General features: G+C 65.9%; 17 protein-coding genes and 1 pseudogene. 8 read left to right on the top strand and 10 right to left on the bottom strand.

The genetic code is table 11. The features are described from left to right. Positions 1-273 precede the first annotated feature (273 nt). Positions 274-865: pseudogene (locus CBI38_RS06450) on the bottom strand (class I SAM-dependent methyltransferase). On the opposite strand from CBI38_RS06450, the gene CBI38_RS38840 reads away from it, so the two are divergent. Then, entirely contained in the window at positions 770-1,027 is a 258-nt protein-coding gene (locus tag CBI38_RS38840) for a hypothetical protein (protein WP_230990307.1), read from the top strand. The pseudogene CBI38_RS06450 and the gene CBI38_RS38840 overlap by 96 nt on opposite strands. Here the strand turns inward: CBI38_RS38840 and CBI38_RS06445 are convergent. Then, a complete protein-coding gene (locus CBI38_RS06445) occupies positions 1,024-1,836 on the bottom strand; it encodes an LppU/SCO3897 family protein (protein WP_109327373.1) in 813 nt (270 codons plus the stop codon). The two genes, CBI38_RS38840 and CBI38_RS06445, sit on opposite strands and share 4 nt — an antisense overlap. Before the next feature lie 168 nt (positions 1,837-2,004). Here CBI38_RS06445 and CBI38_RS06440 point away from each other — a divergent pair, with 168 nt between their 5' ends. Together CBI38_RS06440 and CBI38_RS06435 are read left to right on the top strand one after the other, a co-directional pair. Further along, positions 2,005-3,684, top strand: a complete 1,680-nt coding sequence (locus CBI38_RS06440) for a DNA repair helicase XPB (RefSeq protein ID WP_109327371.1) — start codon at positions 2,005-2,007, stop codon at positions 3,682-3,684. 38 nt (positions 3,685-3,722) lie between these two features. Then, entirely contained in the window at positions 3,723-4,391 is a 669-nt protein-coding gene (locus CBI38_RS06435; RefSeq protein WP_109327369.1) for a DUF3239 domain-containing protein, read from the top strand. 1 nt (position 4,392) lies between these two features. On the opposite strand, the gene CBI38_RS06430 is transcribed toward CBI38_RS06435, so the two are convergent. Next, entirely contained in the window at positions 4,393-4,956 is a 564-nt protein-coding gene (locus CBI38_RS06430) for a GNAT family N-acetyltransferase (protein WP_109334892.1), read from the bottom strand. 29 nt (positions 4,957-4,985) lie between these two features. Then, on the bottom strand, positions 4,986-5,972 hold the full coding sequence (locus CBI38_RS06425) for an LLM class F420-dependent oxidoreductase (RefSeq protein ID WP_109327367.1): 987 nt from the start codon (positions 5,970-5,972) through the stop codon (positions 4,986-4,988). 88 nt (positions 5,973-6,060) lie between these two features. Between CBI38_RS06425 and CBI38_RS06420 the strand changes: the two genes are divergently transcribed. The 4 genes from CBI38_RS06420 to CBI38_RS06405 all read left to right on the top strand — a co-directional run bounded on the left by CBI38_RS06420 (position 6,061) and on the right by CBI38_RS06405 (position 11,277). After that, positions 6,061-7,239 carry a sensor histidine kinase gene (locus CBI38_RS06420; RefSeq protein WP_109327365.1) on the top strand — a complete coding sequence of 393 codons (1,179 nt, stop codon included), beginning with the start codon at positions 6,061-6,063 and terminating at the stop codon, positions 7,237-7,239. A 9-nt stretch (positions 7,240-7,248) separates the two neighbouring features. Further along, the gene (locus tag CBI38_RS06415) at positions 7,249-7,941 is read left to right on the top strand and encodes a response regulator (RefSeq protein WP_109327363.1); all 693 of its coding nucleotides are present in this window, start codon (positions 7,249-7,251) and stop codon (positions 7,939-7,941) included. A 106-nt stretch (positions 7,942-8,047) separates the two neighbouring features. After that, positions 8,048-8,830, top strand: coding sequence for an ABC transporter ATP-binding protein (locus tag CBI38_RS06410; RefSeq protein ID WP_204164879.1), 783 nt, complete (start codon positions 8,048-8,050; stop codon positions 8,828-8,830). Continuing rightward, positions 8,827-11,277 carry an ABC transporter permease gene (locus CBI38_RS06405; RefSeq protein WP_109327359.1) on the top strand — a complete coding sequence of 817 codons (2,451 nt, stop codon included), beginning with the start codon at positions 8,827-8,829 and terminating at the stop codon, positions 11,275-11,277. Before CBI38_RS06410 ends, CBI38_RS06405 begins: the two co-directional genes overlap by 4 nt. A 35-nt stretch (positions 11,278-11,312) precedes the next feature. Here the strand turns inward: CBI38_RS06405 and CBI38_RS06400 are convergent, their stop codons facing one another. The 5 genes from CBI38_RS06400 to CBI38_RS06380 are packed head-to-tail and all read right to left on the bottom strand — an operon-like array spanning position 11,313 to position 16,772. Further along, a complete protein-coding gene (locus CBI38_RS06400; RefSeq protein WP_109327357.1) occupies positions 11,313-12,539 on the bottom strand; it encodes an MFS transporter in 1,227 nt (408 codons plus the stop codon). Continuing rightward, positions 12,536-13,900, bottom strand: coding sequence for an LLM class flavin-dependent oxidoreductase (locus CBI38_RS06395; RefSeq protein ID WP_109327355.1), 1,365 nt, complete (start codon positions 13,898-13,900; stop codon positions 12,536-12,538). Before CBI38_RS06395 ends, CBI38_RS06400 begins: the two co-directional genes overlap by 4 nt. A 35-nt stretch (positions 13,901-13,935) precedes the next feature. Next, a complete protein-coding gene (locus tag CBI38_RS06390; protein ID WP_109327353.1) occupies positions 13,936-14,829 on the bottom strand; it encodes an ABC transporter permease in 894 nt (297 codons plus the stop codon). Beyond that, positions 14,822-15,658, bottom strand: a complete 837-nt coding sequence (locus tag CBI38_RS06385) for an ABC transporter ATP-binding protein (RefSeq protein ID WP_109327352.1) — start codon at positions 15,656-15,658, stop codon at positions 14,822-14,824. The genes CBI38_RS06390 and CBI38_RS06385 overlap by 8 nt, the downstream gene beginning before the upstream one ends. Positions 15,659-15,701: 43 nt before the next feature. Next, positions 15,702-16,772, bottom strand: coding sequence for an ABC transporter substrate-binding protein (locus CBI38_RS06380; RefSeq protein WP_109327350.1), 1,071 nt, complete (start codon positions 16,770-16,772; stop codon positions 15,702-15,704). Positions 16,773-17,052: 280 nt separating this feature from the next. Here CBI38_RS06380 and CBI38_RS06375 point away from each other — a divergent pair, with 280 nt between their 5' ends. Beyond that, entirely contained in the window at positions 17,053-17,973 is a 921-nt protein-coding gene (locus CBI38_RS06375; RefSeq protein ID WP_109327348.1) for a sigma-70 family RNA polymerase sigma factor, read from the top strand. Here the strand turns inward: CBI38_RS06375 and CBI38_RS06370 are convergent. Next, a complete protein-coding gene (locus CBI38_RS06370) occupies positions 17,948-18,550 on the bottom strand; it encodes a carboxymuconolactone decarboxylase family protein (protein ID WP_109327346.1) in 603 nt (200 codons plus the stop codon). The genes CBI38_RS06375 and CBI38_RS06370 overlap by 26 nt on opposite strands. Between the last annotated feature and the right edge of the window lie 69 nt (positions 18,551-18,619).

The raw sequence follows: 18,619 nt of genomic DNA, 5'->3' as shown, positions 1-18,619 counted from the left end.
CCCCTGTGAGTACTTGTTAACCGCCCGCGGTTAACAAGTACTCACAGGGCTGAAAGCGCCATTCGCGAACCGGCATTCAGGGTGGTTGAAATTTGTGCCATGGCGTGGATCACAGTCTCTGGACTTCCATGCCCGTGCTCGCCAAAATCTCTCATGCGCCGCTCGTCATCACGTAGCAGGTTGTCCGTGTAGCGCCCCTGCCAGCTGATATAGATCGTTGGCAGGGGCTGCGCTTGGCTGCGCCGCACGACTCGCGCAGTGTCGGCCCACCCATCAATCGCGGTGAGCCGACAGCAGCCACGCAGGCAGCATGGCCCGCCCCTTGTCGTCGCGCTCCCAGTTCGCGGCCTCCTCCGGTCCGAGCAGTGCGTGGATGAATGCGGGGCGAACGTCGTCGATGTTCCAGTACTCCGCGACGGCCTCGCGCAACTCTTCCTCGGTCACCGGATTCGGTCCTTGCCCCTCGGGGGAAGGCACCCCTCGCGAACACCAGGATGTAGTACTGCGCACCGGGTGCCGCCGCTCGGGCGACGGCGTGCAGGTAGTCGCGGCGACGGTCCACGGGCAGCGAATGGAACAGGGTGCTGTCGACGATCGTGGCAAACCGTCCGTCGAAGCCTGTGAAAGAACTGATGTCCGCCACCTGAAAGGTGGCCGTCGTCAGTCCACGGTCCGCCGCGGCTGCCCGAGCCACGCCAACGGCCGTCGGCGACAGGTCCAGACCGACCACCGTGTACCCCTGCGCCGCCAAGTGGAGGGAAGTCTCGGCATGTCCGCAGCCCGCGTCCAATACGTCGCTGCGGAATTTGCCCTCGGCGATCAGTCCGGCGATCTCGGGTTGCGGCTCACCGATGTTCCACGGCACCGGTCCCGAAAAATTCTCCGCATCGCCTCGATAGATGTCATCCCACGGCGCAACCTGGTCGTCGGTCATGACGTCGACGGTACGCCCGCGCTTTCCCCGCCACAGCGCATCGGCACGGCCCTGTTGCGACGGGAACAGCACTCCCGACTGCGAAGTCGCTAACCTGTCAAGTTGACCTCGATGCAGTAGGTGCGTTGCGGTTCCGAGAAGGCGATGGGAAATGCGGCGTCGAACTGGTTGCACAGGGATTCGTCGTCCTGGCCGTCGACCCGTTCGACCACTGTGACGGTGTCGGGTTGGGAACAGACACCCGGAACGATTCTGCCGTCGTCCTCGAGGAGGTAGCACGAATCCTTCACCATGTTCGGGATGAGGCACAGCGTGCTCTCGACGGTGTCGTTCTCCCCCACCAGCGTGTAGGAGAAGTAGTCGTCACCGCACTGGACGTCACCGTCCTGCTTGGTGGCCACCTCGTACGTGGCGTCGTCGTCGGAGCAGTCCCGCTTTTCGTGCTCGGTCTCGGCGGCCGTGGTCGATGCGGATTCGAAGAAGACGCAATCTCCGACGTCGAGGCTGTTCTGATCGGCACTACGCACGGCGAACAGGCCGACTGCGGCGACAGCAGCGAGGAGCACCACTGCGACCACAGCGAGGGTGATGAACAGGCCCTTGCGCGTCTTCTTCGGAGGCGGATACTGACCGCCGGGCGGGTACTGCCCGTACTGTCCCGGCGGCGGACCGTACTGACCCTGCTGTCCCGGCGGCGGACCGTACTGACCCTGCTGTCCCGGCGGCGGACCGTACTGACCCTGCTGCCCGGGCGGCGGACCGTACTGGCCCTGCTGGTAAGGCTGCTGCGGGTACTGGCCCTGCTGGTAGGGCTGATTCTGCTGGTACGGCTGCTGCGGGTTGTTCGGCGGCTGGCCGGGGGTGTTCGGATCGGGACGTGGGGGGTCGGGGGGCTGGGTCATCTCAGGCCTCGTCTCTGGGGGAACCACCGGCTCACCTCTCAATTTAGGCGGCTACCGCCCGGAATGTGCTGGTATCGAGCCAGGTGAGAGGTGGCGACGTGGCGCGCCGACGCCCATACCAGGACAATGGACAGGCTGGCCAGAATCCGGCGTGACAAGGAGGCTTCCGTGACCGACGGACCGTTGATCGTCCAATCCGACAAGACGTTGCTGTTGGAGGTCGATCACGAACGCGCGAACGACGCCCGGCAGGCGATCGCGCCGTTCGCCGAACTCGAGCGTGCGCCGGAACACGTCCACACCTACCGCATCACTCCGCTGGCCCTGTGGAATGCGCGAGCGGCCGGCCACGACGCAGAACAGGTGGTCGACGCCCTCGTCAACTTCTCCCGCTATGCCGTGCCGCAGCCTCTGCTGGTCGACATCGTCGACACCATGGCCAGGTACGGCCGACTGCAGCTGGTGAAGAATCCCGCGCACGGGTTGACCCTCGTCAGTCTGGACCGCGCCGTGCTCACCGAGGTGACCCGGCACAAGAAGATTGCCCCGATGCTCGGCGCCCGTGTCGACGACGACACCGTGGTAGTTCACCCGAGTGAGCGCGGACGACTCAAGCAGCTCCTCCTCAAGGTGGGCTGGCCGGCCGAAGACCTTGCCGGATATGTCGACGGTGAAGCCCACCAGATCGACCTCGACTACGACGGCACGTCGCCCGGATCGGCGGACGGCCATTGGCATTTGCGCGACTATCAGGAAATGGCAGCCGATTCCTTCTGGGCGGGTGGTTCCGGGGTCGTCGTCCTTCCCTGTGGCGCAGGCAAGACCATGGTCGGTGCCGCGGCCATGGCCAAGGCGAAAGCCACCACGTTGATCCTCGTCACGAACACCGTCGCGGGACGCCAGTGGAAGCGAGAGCTCATCGCCCGCACCTCTCTCACGGAGGAGGAAATCGGCGAATATTCCGGTGAGCGCAAGGAGATTCGGCCCGTCACGATTGCCACGTATCAGGTGATCACGCGCCGGACCAAGGGTGAGTACAAGCACCTCGAACTGTTCGACTCCCGCGACTGGGGCCTCGTGATCTACGACGAGGTCCACCTACTTCCGGCCCCGGTGTTCCGGATGACCGCCGACCTGCAGTCCCGTCGCCGCCTCGGCCTCACCGCCACGTTGGTGCGTGAGGACGGTCGCGAGGGCGACGTCTTCTCGCTGATCGGCCCCAAGCGGTACGACGCACCGTGGAAGGACATCGAGGCCCAGGGCTGGATCGCTCCCGCCGACTGCGTCGAGGTGCGGGTCACGTTGACCGATGCCGAGCGCATGGCCTACGCAGTCGCCGAACCCGACGAGCGGTACAAGCTGTGTTCCACAGCACACACGAAAATCGCAGTGGTCAAATCGATCCTCGAGCGGCATACCGATGCACCCACGCTCATCATCGGCGCCTACCTCGACCAACTCGACGAGCTGGGCGAGGCGTTGAACGCACCGGTCATCAAGGGCTCCACCAAGAACAAGGAACGCGAGGAACTCTTCGACAGCTTCCGGGCAGGGGACATCCAGACGTTGGTGGTGAGCAAGGTTGCCAACTTCTCGATCGACCTTCCGGAAGCGTCCGTCGCGGTACAGGTTTCGGGCACGTTCGGGTCGCGGCAGGAGGAAGCCCAGCGGCTCGGACGGCTGCTGCGCCCCAAGCAGGACGGCGGCCAAGCGCACTTCTACTCCGTCGTCGCCCGCGACACCCTCGACGCCGAGTACGCCGCACACCGGCAGCGCTTCCTGGCGGAGCAGGGCTATGCGTACCGGATCACCGACGCCGACGACCTCCTCGGGCCCGCCATCGGGTGACTCCGCCGCCGCGGAGCCTGGGACTCTAAGCTGGTGCCGTGCGACATTTCGAGTTCACCGTCGATCGGGCCTACGCGAAGTCTGTGAATCAGACGTTCGCCGATATGCGACGCCTCCAGGTGTCCGCGGTCATCGTTGCCCTGCTGTTCGCGGCTGCGGCTGTGGGGCTGATCCTGCTCGGACATCCGTGGTCGATCATCCTCGGCGTCGTGGTGGCGCTCGTCGCTCTCACGTCGGTGTGGGTGGCGTTCTGGGTGCCGAAGAAGGTGGGCAGCATCGAAGACATGTATGCGAAGAGCCCACTGGTTCCGGCCGTCATCTCGGAGGTGCACCCGCGTGCTCTCACGCTGCTGTCACTGATCGACGCAGCGAAGCCTGCGGCAGGGCGGCCGTCGTACGTGCTGGTCACCCGGAACGTTCCGATCCGTGCACATCAGAAGCAGAACGTCGGCGACAGGGTGCCGTCCGTCGCGCTCTTGAGCGACCGCAACACGCACAGCGCCGCCGACACCTGGGAGATGGTCAGTCCGATGCCCATCGCCTGGGGGACGCGGGACTCCTCGGTGCGCGCCCGCGCAGCCGAAGCCATCGATCAGGCGGAGTGGGAATTTCTGGAGAGCAAGATCCCCGAGTCGGAGCACGTGCGCACGAGTCCCGATCAGCGAGTGGCCGTGTCCGAGCACGAGCTTCCCGAGAGCCTGCGCTGAACTAGTCGGGCCAGCCGTCTGCCGGCGTGCGCGGGTCGTCCGCGAGCAGCGCTGCCATCCACGAATCCCGCCGGACTCCACGTTGGAGCAGCCCACGGCGCTGCACTCCCTCGAACCGGAATCCCAGTTTGCGGGCCACCGCCGCGGAGTCGTGGTTGCCGACGAAGGCACGCCACTCGATGCGTTCGAGACCCATCCCACCCGGCCGAAACGCAAAGTCGCACACTACCTCCACCGCGGCTGCCATGAGACCTCGAGAGCGGGCACCGGCGGCGAGCCAGTATCCGATTTCGGCCGACGAGCTGTCGCGCGCGAGTAGTCCGATCATCCCCACCGCCGGTCCGTCGGCGCGCTCGCGAATTGCCCAGACCGGGCTGCGATCCGCCCATCCGGAGGGGACGGTCCGCCGCACGAAGTGCTCGGCGTCCGATCGCGCATAGGGCGAGGGCATGGTGGTCCACTCGGCGATCGCGGAGTCGCTACAGGCGGCACAGATCGCGTCGCTGTCGCTGACGACCGGCGGGCTCAGCCACACGGTGCCGGTGTTCAGAGTGACGACGAACATGCCGCCACTGTAGGCCTGCGAGCCGTCGATCAACGCAGCGCCGGGAGCACTTCCTTCTCGAACAGCTCGATACCGGACGTGTCGTACGCGGCTTCGGGAAAGTAGAAGATGCCGTAGGTCATGCCCTGCGCCTTCAGAGCGGACAGCTTCTCGATGATCTGATCCGGGGTACCCACGCCCGGCATTCCGCGGAAGGCGCCGAGAGTTCCCTCCGCCGCCTCGGCGCCGACATAGGGGGTGACGCGCTCGACCAGCGTGGCCAGTCGTTGCTCGACCTCGGCCTCGGTGGTTCCGATTGCGACGTTGTAGTTGGCCGACCGGACGATGGCATCGAAGTCGGTTCCGACGTCCTCGCAGTGCCTGCGGAGGATCTCGGACTTGTGGGCGAATCCTTCGGGAGTGCCGTCGAAGTTGGTGTACTGCGCGTACTTCGCCGCGATCTTCAGGGTCACCTTTTCGCCGCCACCGGCAATCCACAGGGGAATGCCGCCCTCTTGGAGGGGAAGTGGCCGCACGATCGCCCCGTCCACCTGGTAGTGCGTGCCTGCGAGGGTGGCGCTGCCGTTGATCCAGGCCTGGCGCAGAATCTGAACGCCTTCCTCGAGGCGACCGAGACGTTCACCGGGCGAGGGGAATCCGTATCCGTAGGCCCTCCACTCGTGCTCGTACCAGCCGCCTCCGATGCCCATCTCCACTCGCCCGCCGGAGATGAGATCGGTGGTGGCGGCCACCTTGGCCAGATACGCGGGATTGCGGTAGCTGACCGCGGTGCACATCTGGCCGAGCCGCACCCGTGAGGTGACGGCAGCGAGGGCGGACATCAGGGTCCACGCCTCGTGGGTTGCCTCCTCGGTGGGCGCCGGAACGGTGTGGAAGTGGTCGTACACCCAGAGCGAATCCCAGGAGCCGCGGTCGGCACGCAACGAGAAGTCGCGCATCACCGCCCACTGCTCGGAAGGATCGATACCGACGAGATCGAGGCGCCAGCCTTGAGGAACGAACAATCCGAAGCGCATGAGAAGAATGTACCCACAGTCCGGGTAGTCCTGCAGGGTGCGGCGCCACCCGCGGCCCGATCGTCTGAACAGGCGCTACCGTCACAGCATGGCCCGCTTTCCTTCGACCGAACAGTGGTACCGATGGAGCGCGAAACACAGCCGCGGAATCGACGTGTGCGTTGCCGGCGTCGTCACCGTCCTCAGTCTCCTGACCGCGGCGGAGGCGAGCGTGGCCGCGGTGGTCGTCTCCCTGGGGATGACGGTGCCGCTGGCGTGGCGTCGTTCGCACACGGTGGTGTCGGGTTTCGTCATCGCCGCGTTCTCCGTGCTGCATCTTGTCGTGATCGCACACACCCTCTTGCTGTCCGTAGTCGCGGTCCCCATCGCGCTCTACGCTTTCGCCGCCTACGGTCCGCGTTGGAGCAGTTTCACTGCGCTCGGTCTCGCCATGGTCGGGGCTGTGGGCGCGACGGTGAAGTACTTCTCCGACAGCAAGTCGTCCGAGATACTCGTGTACAACTCCCTCGCCTTCATCGTCTTCGTCCTCGCGGTGTGGGCGTTCGGTGACCTGCGCCGGGTTCGGATGAAGGAACTCGAGGGGCTGGCGGAGCGAGCTCGGCTCCTCGAACTCGAACGGGAACAGGAAGCCGAGATCGCCACCATCACCGAGCGCACGCGGATTGCCCGGGAGATGCACGATATCGTCGCCCACTCGCTGACCGTGGTCATCGCTCAGGCCGACGGTGGGCGGTACGGGGCCGCCCAGGATCCCGCAGCGGCTGTCGCTGCGCTGGAGACGATCGCCGCCACAGGCAGGCAAGCGCTGACGGATATGCGGGCCCTGCTGTCTGTGTTGCGGGAGGACCGACCCCGGGACTTCGCCATGATCCCCGGTGCGTCGGATATCGAGTCGCTCGTCGCAGACCTTCGCAGAAGTGGGGTGGACGTGCACCTGCAGATCGAAGGTAACCCGCGGGAACTGCCACCGGGAACGAGTCTGACCGCGTACCGGATCGTGCAGGAGTCGCTGACCAACGTGCTCAAGCACGCCGGACCGGGGGCGCACGCCGACGTCGAAATGAGCTGGACCGAGCACGAACTGGTTGTCACTGTCGTGGACGACGGCCGGGGCGTTTCGGCGGCACTCATCGAACCCTCCGCAGGAGGGCAGGGCTTGATCGGGATGACGGAGCGCGCACGACTTCACGGCGGCCGGGTGACGGCTGGTCCCAAACCTGGTGGCGGCTTTCGGGTCCGCGCCGTCCTCCCTCACGGAAACACCTAGGGTGAGTGCATGGACGAACACGGCGGCCGCATCGATGTTGCGCTGATCGACGACCAGCAACTGGTCCGCGCGGGATTCCGGTTGGTCATCGATTCGCAGCCGGACCTGTCGGTGGTAGTCGAGGCGTCGGACGGGCGTCAGGCGCTCACCGAACTCGCGGCACGTCGCGTCGATGTCGTCCTGATGGATGTGCAGATGCCGCGCATGGACGGCATCGAAACCACCCGCCAGCTGCTGGCCGCAGAAGATGCGCCGAAAGTGGTGGTACTCACCACGTTCGACAACGACGAATATGTCTTGTCCGCAATCCGGGCGGGGGCGAGCGGCTTTCTCCTCAAAGACGTTCCACCGGAACAGTTGCTCGACGGTATCCGGACGGTGCACCGGGGTGACGCCGTGATCGAGGCACGGGCCACTCGCCGCCTACTACAGCACGTGGGGCCGTTACTCGAGGATTCGATGGACCGCGCACAGCTTCCGGAGGAACTCACACGCCGTGAGGTGGAGGTTCTCGAGGCCATGGCGTATGGGCTGTCCAATACGGAAATTGCGGCGCAGCTCCACATATCGGAGACCACCGTGAAGACGCATGTGGGACGCGTTCTGTCGAAAACGCACTCACGAGACAGGGTGCAAGCGGTGGTGTTCGCATTCCAGGTCGGCTTGGTGCGCCGCTCGGACCTTCTCGGTACCGAGGACTGACGCTGGGGGCCCACGTCGTCCTACCGGAGGATGACGGCCGCGGCCGGAAGATGGCTCCGCGCTCCGACGCGCACACCGCTTCACCTGCAATAACGTCGATTCCGTGATGACAAGGACCAACACGGAGGTGGGGACGACGATGCAGGCTGCGGTCCGCGCGAGCGGGGTAACGAAGGTATACGGCACGGGTGAGACAGCGGTGCGGGCGCTGGGCGGGGTGGACGTCGACTTCGAGCGAGGCGCATTCACCGCCATCATGGGTCCGTCGGGTTCCGGCAAGTCGACGCTGATGCACTGCCTGGCCGGACTGGACACGGTGTCGGCCGGCCGCGTGTTTCTCGGCGACACCGAGGTGACCGGGTTGGGGGATGGGGAGCTGACCGAACTGCGGCGTGAGCGGATCGGATTCGTGTTCCAGGCATTCAATCTCCTGCCGGTTCTGAGCGCGCGAGCCAACATGATGTTGCCGATGCGCCTGGCGGGCAGCACCCCGTCGCCGCAGTGGATGGCGGAAGTGGTCGCCAAGCTCGGGCTCACGCACCGGCTCGATCATCTCCCCCACGAGTTGTCGGGCGGGCAACAGCAGCGGGTGGCTGTGGCGCGCGCTCTGCTTCCGCAGCCCGACGTCGTCTTCGCCGACGAGCCGACCGGAAACCTCGATTCACACTCCGGCACAGAGGTTCTCGGGCTCCTGCGAACGTGCGTGCGGGAGACGTCGCAGACGGTGGTGATGGTGACGCACGACCCGGTTGCCGCGTCGTATGCGGACCGGGTGGTTCTCATCGCAGACGGTCTGATCGCCGGTGACATTCTCCGGCCGACCGTAGATTCCGTGATCGCGTCGATGCGTGCACTCGGCGCGAACGACCTCGCGGCGGTGCGACGATGAGGGAGCTGGCTTTGGCGCAGGCCCGGGCGCACGCGGGCCGGTATGTGGCCTCGATTCTCGCGGTGGTCATCGCCGTCGGGTACATCGTGGCGACGCTGACCTTGAACTCCACCGTCGGCACCGGAATCGACAACTCGCTCGCCGTGCAGTATCAGGGCACCGACGCGGTCGCTTCCGGGCCGGGCGCCAGGGCGGCCGACCTCGCCCGGATCCCCGGCGTCGCCGCGACAACCGATGACGTGAGCGCCTCTGTCCGTGTCGATTCCGCGATCGACGGAAAGTCCTACGGTGACGCCGTGTCGATCGCGGACGACAGTGTGTTGCGGTGGCAGCAGGTCTCCGACGGAGAACTGCCCAGGGGACTCGGCGAGGCGCTGGTGAGTAAGGACGCCGGAATCCCTGTCGGCTCGGAGATCACGGTGACCGCACTCGACGCGAGCGACGGTGTGACCACCAGTGTGCGCGTCGTCGGGCTGGTCGACCTCTCCGGAACAGCGCAGCGAATGCGCGGCACCACGGTCTTCGCGACACCTGCCCAGCTGATTCAGTGGGCCGGTGAGGCCGCCACCCACGAGGTACGCATCGCCGGTGACGGGTCCCTGTCACAGCGGGAGCTGGCCACCCGTATCCGCGAGGCCCTGCCCGCCGACTCGACCGTGACTACCGGAGCCGCAGCTACGAAAGACGCTGCAGGACAGTATCTCGGCCAGGCCGAGGTACTGAGTACCATCCTCCTGTCCTTCGGCGCCATCGCGGTCGTTGTCGCGGCGCTCGTGATCGCCAATACCTTCGCAGTGCTGCTCGCGGCGCGGACCCAGGAGCTTGCGCTCCTGCGCTGTGTCGGTGCAACCGCATCACAGGTGCGCCGCAGTATCCGGACGGAGGCGGCCGCAGTAGGGATCATCGCGTCCGTTCTCGGCGCCGGCGTCGGGATCGCGTTGGCCTGGGTGGTCGGACGGGTAGCCACGGCGGCGGATGCACCGATCCCGCTGTCGATGTTGCATGTCGATCCTCTGTCGGTCGCGCTCGGTGTAGCAGTGGGGATCGTGATGACCATGGTGGCAGCGTCTGCCCCCGGACGGGCGGCGACCAGACTGTCGCCACTCGCAGCGCTGCAACCGATGGACGCAAAGCCGGAGAGTGCGCGAATGTCACTCGGCCGCAGGGTTCTCGGCCTCGTGATGCTGGCCGCCGGAATTGCGATGACCGTGGTAGGCGTACTCGTACAGCAAGTTCCGGCAGCCACTGTGGGCGGATTACTCTCGTTCCTCGGCATCGCGGCACTGAGCACTACGATGGTGCCGGCGCTGATCAGCCGGACGGGCATCGTTCTGGCACGGCTGGCAGGTCCGGTCGGCGAGCTCGCCGCGGGCAACGCAGGCCGGAATCCGCGCCGGACCGCCGCCACAGTCACCGCTCTGTTGATCGGTGTGGCGCTGACCAGCACCTTGGTGGTGGGGATCGCGACAGTGAAATCGTCGGCCCCCGCCGCGATGGACGAGCAGTTTCCGGTGGACGTGATGGTCAGCAGCGCAGGGAACCGAGGACTTCCACCGGCGTTGGGCCCGCGGATCACGGCAACAACGGGTGTGTCGGGGGTTTCGGCGCTCGAGCGTGCCGACCTGGTCATCGATGGCCGTGGCGAACTGGAGGCCTTCGGGGTGTCGGGCAGTGCCGCGCAGTCCGTGCTGCGTACCCCGATCACCCTTCCCTCACCGGGACGGCTGGTGCTTTCTCCCGCCGGACTGCGGGACAACGGTCTGAGCCCTGGAGACACGGCGACGGTCCGAGGTGATCGCGGCGACGTCACAGTCACGGTGGTAGAGGGCCGGGACGGTCAGCCGGCTCTCCTCGATCACACCGATATGGCGGTGTCGGCATCGTCCCCGGTGATCGACGCGTACTGGATTCGTCTGTCGGAGGGCAACTCCGACGATCAGTCGCTGGCGGCGACCGACCAGGTGACGGAACTTGCCCGTGAGCTGGCGCCCGGAAGCGAAGTCCAAGGCATGATCGCGATGCGCGGGGCTATCGATTCGGTGTTCGACACCATGCTCATGGTGGTCGCGGGCCTGCTGTCGGTAGCTGTGCTGATCGCTCTCATCGGCGTCGGTAACACGATGGCACTGTCCGTCCTCGAACGGCGTCGTGAATCGGGACTGCTTCGAGCACTCGGCCTGACGAGAAAGGGAGTACGCGCAATGTTGATCTGGGAAGCTCTCCTGGTGGCCGGTGTGGCGTCCGGAATGGGCGTCGTGTTCGGTCTGGTCTTCGGAACCGCCGGAACTGCATCGGTTTTCGGTTACGACGATGTGGTGCTCAGCGGAATCCCGTGGGTGCAGCTCTTCGCCATCGTGTTGATCGGCGGGGTCTGCGGGATGATTGCGGCACTGCTTCCCGCCAGGCGTGCCGGGGCGATCTCGCCGGTATCGGCCATGGCCGGTTAACTCCCCGGAGCCGCCTCACCGAGCCCGGCCGAGTCCTAGGTCCCTTGTTTCTCGAGGGCGACGGAGCCCGGATCGCGGCTCGGTCGAGGCGGCCACGGCGAGTACACGGGAATGAAGCGAAACAGCAGGCTCGCACCGACCAGCGCAGCCCCGCCGATCGCACCGACGGCGAACCCGAGCGGGACCACCGCGGCCAGCGCACCCACCCCCAACGGCCCGGCGAACATACCGGTGTCGTGGGTCAGTCGCCAGGCGGCGAGGAATTCGGCGCGGATCGCGGGTGGGGCGATGTCGGCCCCGAGCGTCATGATGACGCCGTTGCCGAGTCCGTTGCCGATCCCCATGAGGACGGCGACCGCACCGATCGACACCAGATCGTGTGAGAACGGCAACGCCAGGTACGACACCCCGATCACCAGCAGGGAGGGTACGGCGATGAATCTCCGGCCGTACCGGTCCATGAAGTGGCCGGCCGGATACGAACACAGCAGGTCGACGGCCGCTCCGGCACCGAACACCAGGCTCACCTGGGCGGCGTCGAGTCCCAGGTGGGCGGCCCACAGCGGCAGCACCGCTTCCCGAGACGCTCGCCCCGCACCCATCAGCAGCGAGCCGGCGCCAAGGGTGGACAACAGCTTTCGGTGCCCCCGCAGAATCGAGGGCAGCGTGGCATGCGACTTCAACGGGCCATCCGTGCGACTCGGTGGATCGGGGACGCGGGACATCAGCCACCCCGACAACACGACACCGACAAGTTGGACGACGAACCCGCCGCGCGTGCCGACGACGAGGATCACGGCGGCACCGAGAAGCGGGCCGACGAAGAAGCCGAGCCGCCACATCGCCGCAAACGACGACATGGCACGTGCCCTCAGCCCGAGCGGCACGGCCTCGGCCAGATAGCTCTGCCGGGCCAGGCCCCATACTGCGTTGGCGAGCCCGGTCAGCAGGGCGCCGAGACCCAGAACTCCCGGCGTCGGCGCAAACAAGCAGATCAGGACGCCGAGGGCGACGGCCGAGCTGCCCCCGATGATCGACCGCCGCTCGCCGAACCTGGCTACGATCCGCCCGGCCGGCAGATCACCGAGCACGGCGCCGAGCCCGACGACCGCCACGATCAGCCCCGCCACCGCCACCGACGCACCTAGATCGCGTGCAGTGAGGGCCATGACCGGCGCCGCGGCGCCCTGGCCGATCCCGAAGATTGCGGCCGGGACGAAGACCGTGGTGACAAAGGGTTTGAGGCCGGTCGGACCGCTCATGCGCTCGCTTCGCCGATGGCACCGCCCAGCGCGTCACCGGGTGCGAACCGGTTGCCGACCTCGCCCAGTCCATAGTGACCGCGCAACGTCGTCGAGGTGTACTCGGTGCGAAACAGTCCGCGGTCCTGGAGAATGGGAACCACCTGATCGACGAAGTCGTCGAGACCTCCCGGCAAGTACGGCGGCATGATGTTGAAGCCGTCCGCCGCACCCTGTTCGAACCAGATCTGCAACTCGTCCGCCACCTGCTCGGGGGTTCCGGCGAATGTGCGGTGTCCACGCCCGCCGCCGAGGAGTCCGATCAGTTGCCGCACGGTGAGCGAGCCGTCTTCGGCAAGATCCTTGACCAGCTGGTACCGGCTCTTGTTCCCCTGAATCTCGTTGAGCGGTGGCAAGGGTGGGAGCGGGGCGTCGAGGGAATGCTCGGTGAGGTCGACGCCGAGCATCGTGGACAGCTGACGCAGCGAGTACGCGGGTGAAATCAGGTCGGTGAAGGACCGTTCGAGCGCCTCCGCCTCCTCCTGGGTGTCTGCGATGAACGGGACGATACCCGGCAGCACCTTCAGATCGCCGGCATTGCGGCCGTACTTCACCACCCCCGCCTTCAGGTCCCGGTAGAACTCCTGCCCTTGCGCGAGGGTGCGTTGCGCAGTGAAGACCGCCTCTGCGTGCCGGGCGGCGAACTCTTTACCGCTCTCCGAAGAACCGGCCTGTACCAGCAGTGGTCGCCCCTGCGCCGATCGTGGGGAGTTCAGCGGCCCCTTGACCTGGAAGCGGGGTCCATCGTGGTCGATCGTGTGGACCTTTGCCGGGTCGGCGAACAGGCCGGTGTCCGGGTCGAGCACCACGGCGTCGTCTTCCCAGCTGTCCCACAGCGCAAGTGCCACGTCGACGAATTCCGCTGCGCGTTCGTATCTTCCGCTGTGCGCCGGGATCCCGTCGACGCCGAAGTTCGCCGCCTCGTCCGCGCCCGCCGAGGTCACGATGTTCCACCCCGCCCGGCCACCGCTGATGTGGTCGAGAGAGGTGAACTTCCGCGCCAAGCTGTAGGGGTCGCCGTAACTCGTCGACGCCGTGGCGATCAGTCCCACGTGTTCGGTGGCGACGGCGATGGCCGACAGCAGCGTGACGGGTTCGAAGATCGCCTGCGTGTTGTGCTCGAGCCGCGGACCGATTGCCAGGGTGTCGGCGAAGAACACGGAGTCGAGTTTGCCGCGTTCCGCGATCCGCCCGAGTTCCTGGAAGTGCTTCACGTCCAGAACCCGGTGGGCCTCCGTGCGTGGATGCCGCCACGCCGCCTCGTGGTGACCCACGCCCATGAGAAAGGCATTGAGATGGAAGTGCTGGGAACCTTGTGACATCGAGTTTCTTTTCTACGAGATGAGCAGCAGGCCGATCAGACCCGCCAGCGCGACAACCTGCGTTCGATCAACACGAGAATCGCGTTGAGGGACAGCCCGAGAACAGAGATCGCGACGATGCCCGCGTACATGTTGGGGATCTGGAAGTTGAACTGGGAGGCGGTGATCAGATAGCCGAGCCCGGCCTTGGCGCCCACCATTTCAGCCGCGATCAGCACGAGAATGGAGGATGCCGCCGCCATGCGGATACCGGTGAAGATGGTGGGAACAGCGGCGGGCAGCACCACCTTCTGGAACAGGCGCACCGGCGACAATCCCAGCGACGAAGCCGATTTGATCAACAGCGGATCGACGGTGCGCACACCGGAAATCGTGTTGAGGAGAATGGGGAAGGTGCAGGCGTAGATCACCAGCGCGATCTTCGACTCCTCACCGATGCCGAGGATCAGGATGAAGACGGGTAGCAGGGCCAGCGCGGCCGTGTTGCGGAAGAGTTCGAGAATGGGGTTCAGGAAGTCCGACACCGGCCGGTACCAGGCGATCGCGATACCCAGCGGGATCGCGATCGCGACTGCCACGAAGAAGCCGATCAGAGCCCGCGAGAGACTCGCCGACACGTGCTGCCACAGTTCACCGCTGGCGGCCAGGTCGAGAAAGGCTTCGACCACCGTACTGAACGGTGGCAGAAACACCTCGTCCACCAACCCGATTCGGGGCGCCAACTCCCACAGCGCGAGAAACGCGACGATCGCGATGGAAGGCTTGAGGATTCGCCAGGCGACCGGTCCCACGACCGCGCCGGCGCGCTTCGCGGCGTTGGGTGCCGCCGGCCGGACCTCCGGTGCGGGCGACGTTGCGCGGGTCTGCAGTGGATCGGCGACGACAGGTGCCTCGTCGAGATCTGTCGGTGTGGCAAGTGCGCTAGACATGAGCCTCCTCCTTCTCGATTACCTGTGCTCGCTCCACTTCACCGTGCAACAGCGTCCAGATCTTGTGCCGGTACTGCCGGAACTGCTCGTTGGATCGGACGTCCTCACCGCTGCGGTCGATGTCGATGTCGACGAACGTCTTCACCCGTCCGGGTCGCGAGGTCAACACCGCAACCCGCTGCCCGAGGTAGATGGCCTCGTCGATGCCGTGGGTGATGAACAGGATGGTTTTTCCCGTTGCCTTCCAGATGCGCAGCAGTTCGTCCTGGAGTGATTCGCGGGTCTGCGCGTCGAGGGCGGCGAACGGCTCGTCCATCAGTAGCACTTCGGGATCGAAGGCCAGGCTGCGGGCAATTGCGACACGCTGCTTCATCCCACCGGACAGTTCGTGCGGATACCGGTCACCGAAGCCGTGCAAGCCCACCAACTCGAGGTAGTGCTCGGCGAGGCTTCGGCGCTCCTTCTTGGGCAGCCCCTTGGCTTCCAACCCGAACTCGATGTTGTGCCGCGCGGTGCGCCATGGGAGAAGCGCGTACTGCTGGAAGACGATGCCTCTGTCGAGTCCCGGCCCCGTCACCGGCTTTCCGTCGAGGAGAATGCGGCCCGAGGTCGGTGTGCTCAAACCTCCGAGAAGGTCCAGCAGCGTCGACTTTCCGCAACCGCTGGGTCCGACGAGGACGAGGAACTCACCGGCGGCGAGGTCGATGGCGATGTCTGCGATCGCGGTGAACTTGTCCTTCGTCCCACGCACGTCGAATTGTTTGGTGACGTGTTCGAGGCGGAGTTTGGGGGGTGTGACCTGACCTCGGTCCGAAGCGGTCGTGCTCATGTCTGTCCTTCCGATACTTCTCCGTCAGTTCTGCTCGGTACTGTCATTTCGTGGCCAGGGCCTGCCCGTCCGGACCGCTGTCCGCCGGATACGTGCCGTTGGCGTAGGGGTTGTACTCGTTCGTGTACACATCGGCCGGCGTGAGCTTGCCGTCCTCGAGTTCTCCATTACGCACGAGCCAGTCGATCCAGGTCTGGATTTCCTTGTCGGTGATCACTCCACCGGGGCCGGCGACACCGGGCGACCTCCAGTAGTCGACGAGGTCGGTGTTCTCGTTGCGTCCGCGCTCGGTGATGATCTCCTTGTACTTCGCGATCACCTGATCGCGGGGCGTGGTCTGCGTCCAGCGGATCGCCCGGGCCGTGCCCTGCACGAAGTCGGCCACTGCCTCCTGGTTCTTTGCGATGAAGTCGTTGCGGAACAGCAGCGAGCCGTACGTGAACGAACCGAAGATCGACTCGTCGGTGAACAGCGCGCGGATGCCGCCCTTCTCCACGGCCTTGTCGCGGAACACGCTCCCGAGTGTGCCGACATCGATCTGTCCCTGTCGCAGTGCCTGTTCGGTGTTCACCGGGGGTACGACAGTGAGCTCCACCTGCTTGATCTCGTCCGGAGTGAGCCCTTCTCGCGCCAGCCATTCACGGACCAGAAATTCGTGGTGCGCGCCGAGGGTATTCATCCCGACTTTCTTGCCGATGAGATCTCGGGCGGTGCGAATCGGGCTGTCCTCGAGCACGTAGTATCCGTTGAACGTCTCTTTGTCGGAGCCGTAGTAACCGACGACCGAGGTGACGGGTGAATCCGCGGCGGCCAGCTTCAGTACCGCCCCGTTGAACGCCCCACCGAAATCGGTCTGTCCCGTTGCGGCGTTCTGGATGCTCTGGGGCCCACTGGTGCTGTCGCCGATCCAGTTCAGCTCGACCTTCTGGTAGTAACCCAGGTCGGCCGCCAATTCCGAGAAGGAGACCTGGCCGGTGGTTCCCTCGTAGCGCAGGACGGTCTTACCGTCGGCGGTCGTGACGGTCTTGTCGCTCGAGCAGGCGACGGTGAGGCCGGCGAAGGTGAGCAGGGCGGCCGCGGCGGCCAGAGTCCGCGCCAGACGTGGATGAAGCATCGGGATCTTCCTCAGGGTGATGCCCGCACACGGAAAGGGTGGCGGGTCGGGTGATGCGCACCGTTCGACCGGAGACCGGGACGGTCCCGCTGGATCGAGTAGTGCCTGCGAAGAGAAGGGGTGCAGAAAAGCCAGGTCAGCTGCGACAGCTACAACACTGGAACATGGCGGAACTCCCTGACGTCGTGTGGTTGTCCCACAGTACGTCCGGTGCCCCCACCAGGGTCAACGGTTACGCGCACCACGGATTTTATGTCTGGATCGGACGTACGATGTCGGCATGCCGTCAGCGACGCTGGTAGACGAATTCGAGGGCCATCGTCGGCATCTGTTGTCGGTGGCTTATCGGCTGACCGGCAGTGTCAGCGACGCCGAGGATGCCGTGCAGGAGTCGTGGCTGCGACTCGACGAAGAGAATGCCACCGGCATACGGGACCTCCGGAGCTGGCTGACCACCGTGGTCGGCAGAATCTGCCTCGATCGGCTGCGATCGGCCGCCGTGCGGCGGGAACAGTATGTCGGGCAGTGGCTTCCAGAACCCATAGTCACCGGGCTGGGACCGTCTGCGGAGCCGGATCCGCTCGAAGCGGTCGTACAGGAGGAAGACAACCGGCTGGCGGCGTTGATCGTGCTCGACACGCTCACTCCGCAGCAACGCGTCGCCTTCGTGCTCCACGACGGGTTCGGGGTGCCATTCGATGAGGTGGCAGACCTGCTGGGGATCGCGGTCCCGGCGGCGCGGCAGCTCGCGTCCCGCGCCCGTAAGGCCGCGGCAGCAACCACTCCCGCGGTCCCGGACGAGGAGCATTCCCGCGCGGTGCAGCGACTTCTCGGAGCCCTCGCCTCCGGCGACATCGATGCGGTGGTGTCGGCACTGCACCCCGACGCCCTCGTCATCGGCGACGCCAACGGCACAACCAGTACCGCCGTCAACGTCATCCGGGGAGCGGACAAGTTCGCTCGCTTCTATCTCGGCCTCATCCGAAAGTACGGCGCCGCCGCCTTCACCACCATGCAGCCGGTCATGGTCAACGGTCAGCTCGGCTTCTTCAGCGCCGGGATCGCCGGCGGCGGGACCCACCGCAGCTCGCCTCCGCGAGTGGGTGGGTTCACCGTCCGGGACGGACTCGTCTACGCCGCCTACGACATCGCGAATCCGGAGAAGCTCCTCGGGATCAGGCTTCCCGACCACCCTTCGTGACCTGGGCGTCGTTCGAGGCCCACGGCACCCGACACGAATCGGTGCTGAAACCCTGTTCGGTGATGCCCAGTGCCGAATACATCCGGGCCCGCATGTTTTCGATTCCGATCTGATACGACAGTTCGACGACACCGTCCCTGCCGAAACGGCGTTCGAGGTCGGCCACCTGTTCGTCCGTGACCGTCGTGGGCGTCGCAGTCATCGCGTCGGCATAGGCGATGGCCGCACGTTCGTCCTCGCTGTACGCCGGGGAGTCGGCGTAGTTGCCGATGTCTTCGAGCCTCGCCGTGTCCAGCCCGTCGAGGCGTTGCAGCATCGTCCCGAAGTCCACGCACCATGAGCAGCCGATCGTCCAGGCGACGCGGTACACGGCCAGCTCCCGAACACTGGCCGGAAGCACGGTCGACGCCTTCTGCACCGCCAGCTCGTGCCGGGCCGAGGCGACGAAGAGTTTGCGGTGGTGGGCGAGCACGGTGAACGGCTCCGGGACCTCGTCGAACTTGTGGGCAGCGAATTTGTACGCGACCTTGACCAACGGGCTCGCGTCAGCCGGGGCCACTGCGGGAATGCGGGGCATTGTGTCCTCCATCGTCACCGGGCGCCCTTCGCGCGCCGTCTACAGAGAAGACGAGACAGCCCTGCAGAA

This window comes from Rhodococcus oxybenzonivorans (assembly GCF_003130705.1).
Lineage (GTDB): Bacteria > Actinomycetota > Actinomycetes > Mycobacteriales > Mycobacteriaceae > Rhodococcus_F > Rhodococcus_F oxybenzonivorans.
The sequence above is the reverse complement of the archived record's forward strand: the minus strand, read 5'-3'. Positions and strand labels throughout refer to the sequence as shown.

Bases quoted from the DNA above. Each gene is read 5' to 3' on its own strand.
- CBI38_RS38840 (WP_230990307.1), top strand. From the start codon at position 770: ATGTCCGCAGCCCGCGTCCAATACGTCGCTGCGGAATTTGCCCTCGGC.
- CBI38_RS06445 (WP_109327373.1), bottom strand. From the start codon at position 1,836: ATGACCCAGCCCCCCGACCCCCCACGTCCCGATCCGAACACCCCCGGC.
- CBI38_RS06430 (WP_109334892.1), bottom strand. From the start codon at position 4,956: ATGTTCGTCGTCACTCTGAACACCGGCACCGTGTGGCTGAGCCCGCCG.
- CBI38_RS06425 (WP_109327367.1), bottom strand. From the start codon at position 5,972: ATGCGCTTCGGATTGTTCGTTCCTCAAGGCTGGCGCCTCGATCTCGTC.
- CBI38_RS06420 (WP_109327365.1), top strand. From the start codon at position 6,061: ATGGCCCGCTTTCCTTCGACCGAACAGTGGTACCGATGGAGCGCGAAA.
- CBI38_RS06415 (WP_109327363.1), top strand. From the start codon at position 7,249: ATGGACGAACACGGCGGCCGCATCGATGTTGCGCTGATCGACGACCAG.
- CBI38_RS06410 (WP_204164879.1), top strand. From the start codon at position 8,048: ATGACAAGGACCAACACGGAGGTGGGGACGACGATGCAGGCTGCGGTC.
- CBI38_RS06405 (WP_109327359.1), top strand. From the start codon at position 8,827: ATGAGGGAGCTGGCTTTGGCGCAGGCCCGGGCGCACGCGGGCCGGTAT.
- CBI38_RS06400 (WP_109327357.1), bottom strand. From the start codon at position 12,539: ATGAGCGGTCCGACCGGCCTCAAACCCTTTGTCACCACGGTCTTCGTC.
- CBI38_RS06395 (WP_109327355.1), bottom strand. From the start codon at position 13,900: ATGTCACAAGGTTCCCAGCACTTCCATCTCAATGCCTTTCTCATGGGC.
- CBI38_RS06390 (WP_109327353.1), bottom strand. From the start codon at position 14,829: ATGTCTAGCGCACTTGCCACACCGACAGATCTCGACGAGGCACCTGTC.
- CBI38_RS06385 (WP_109327352.1), bottom strand. From the start codon at position 15,658: ATGAGCACGACCGCTTCGGACCGAGGTCAGGTCACACCCCCCAAACTC.
- CBI38_RS06380 (WP_109327350.1), bottom strand. From the start codon at position 16,772: ATGCTTCATCCACGTCTGGCGCGGACTCTGGCCGCCGCGGCCGCCCTG.
- CBI38_RS06375 (WP_109327348.1), top strand. From the start codon at position 17,053: ATGCCGTCAGCGACGCTGGTAGACGAATTCGAGGGCCATCGTCGGCAT.
- CBI38_RS06370 (WP_109327346.1), bottom strand. From the start codon at position 18,550: ATGCCCCGCATTCCCGCAGTGGCCCCGGCTGACGCGAGCCCGTTGGTC.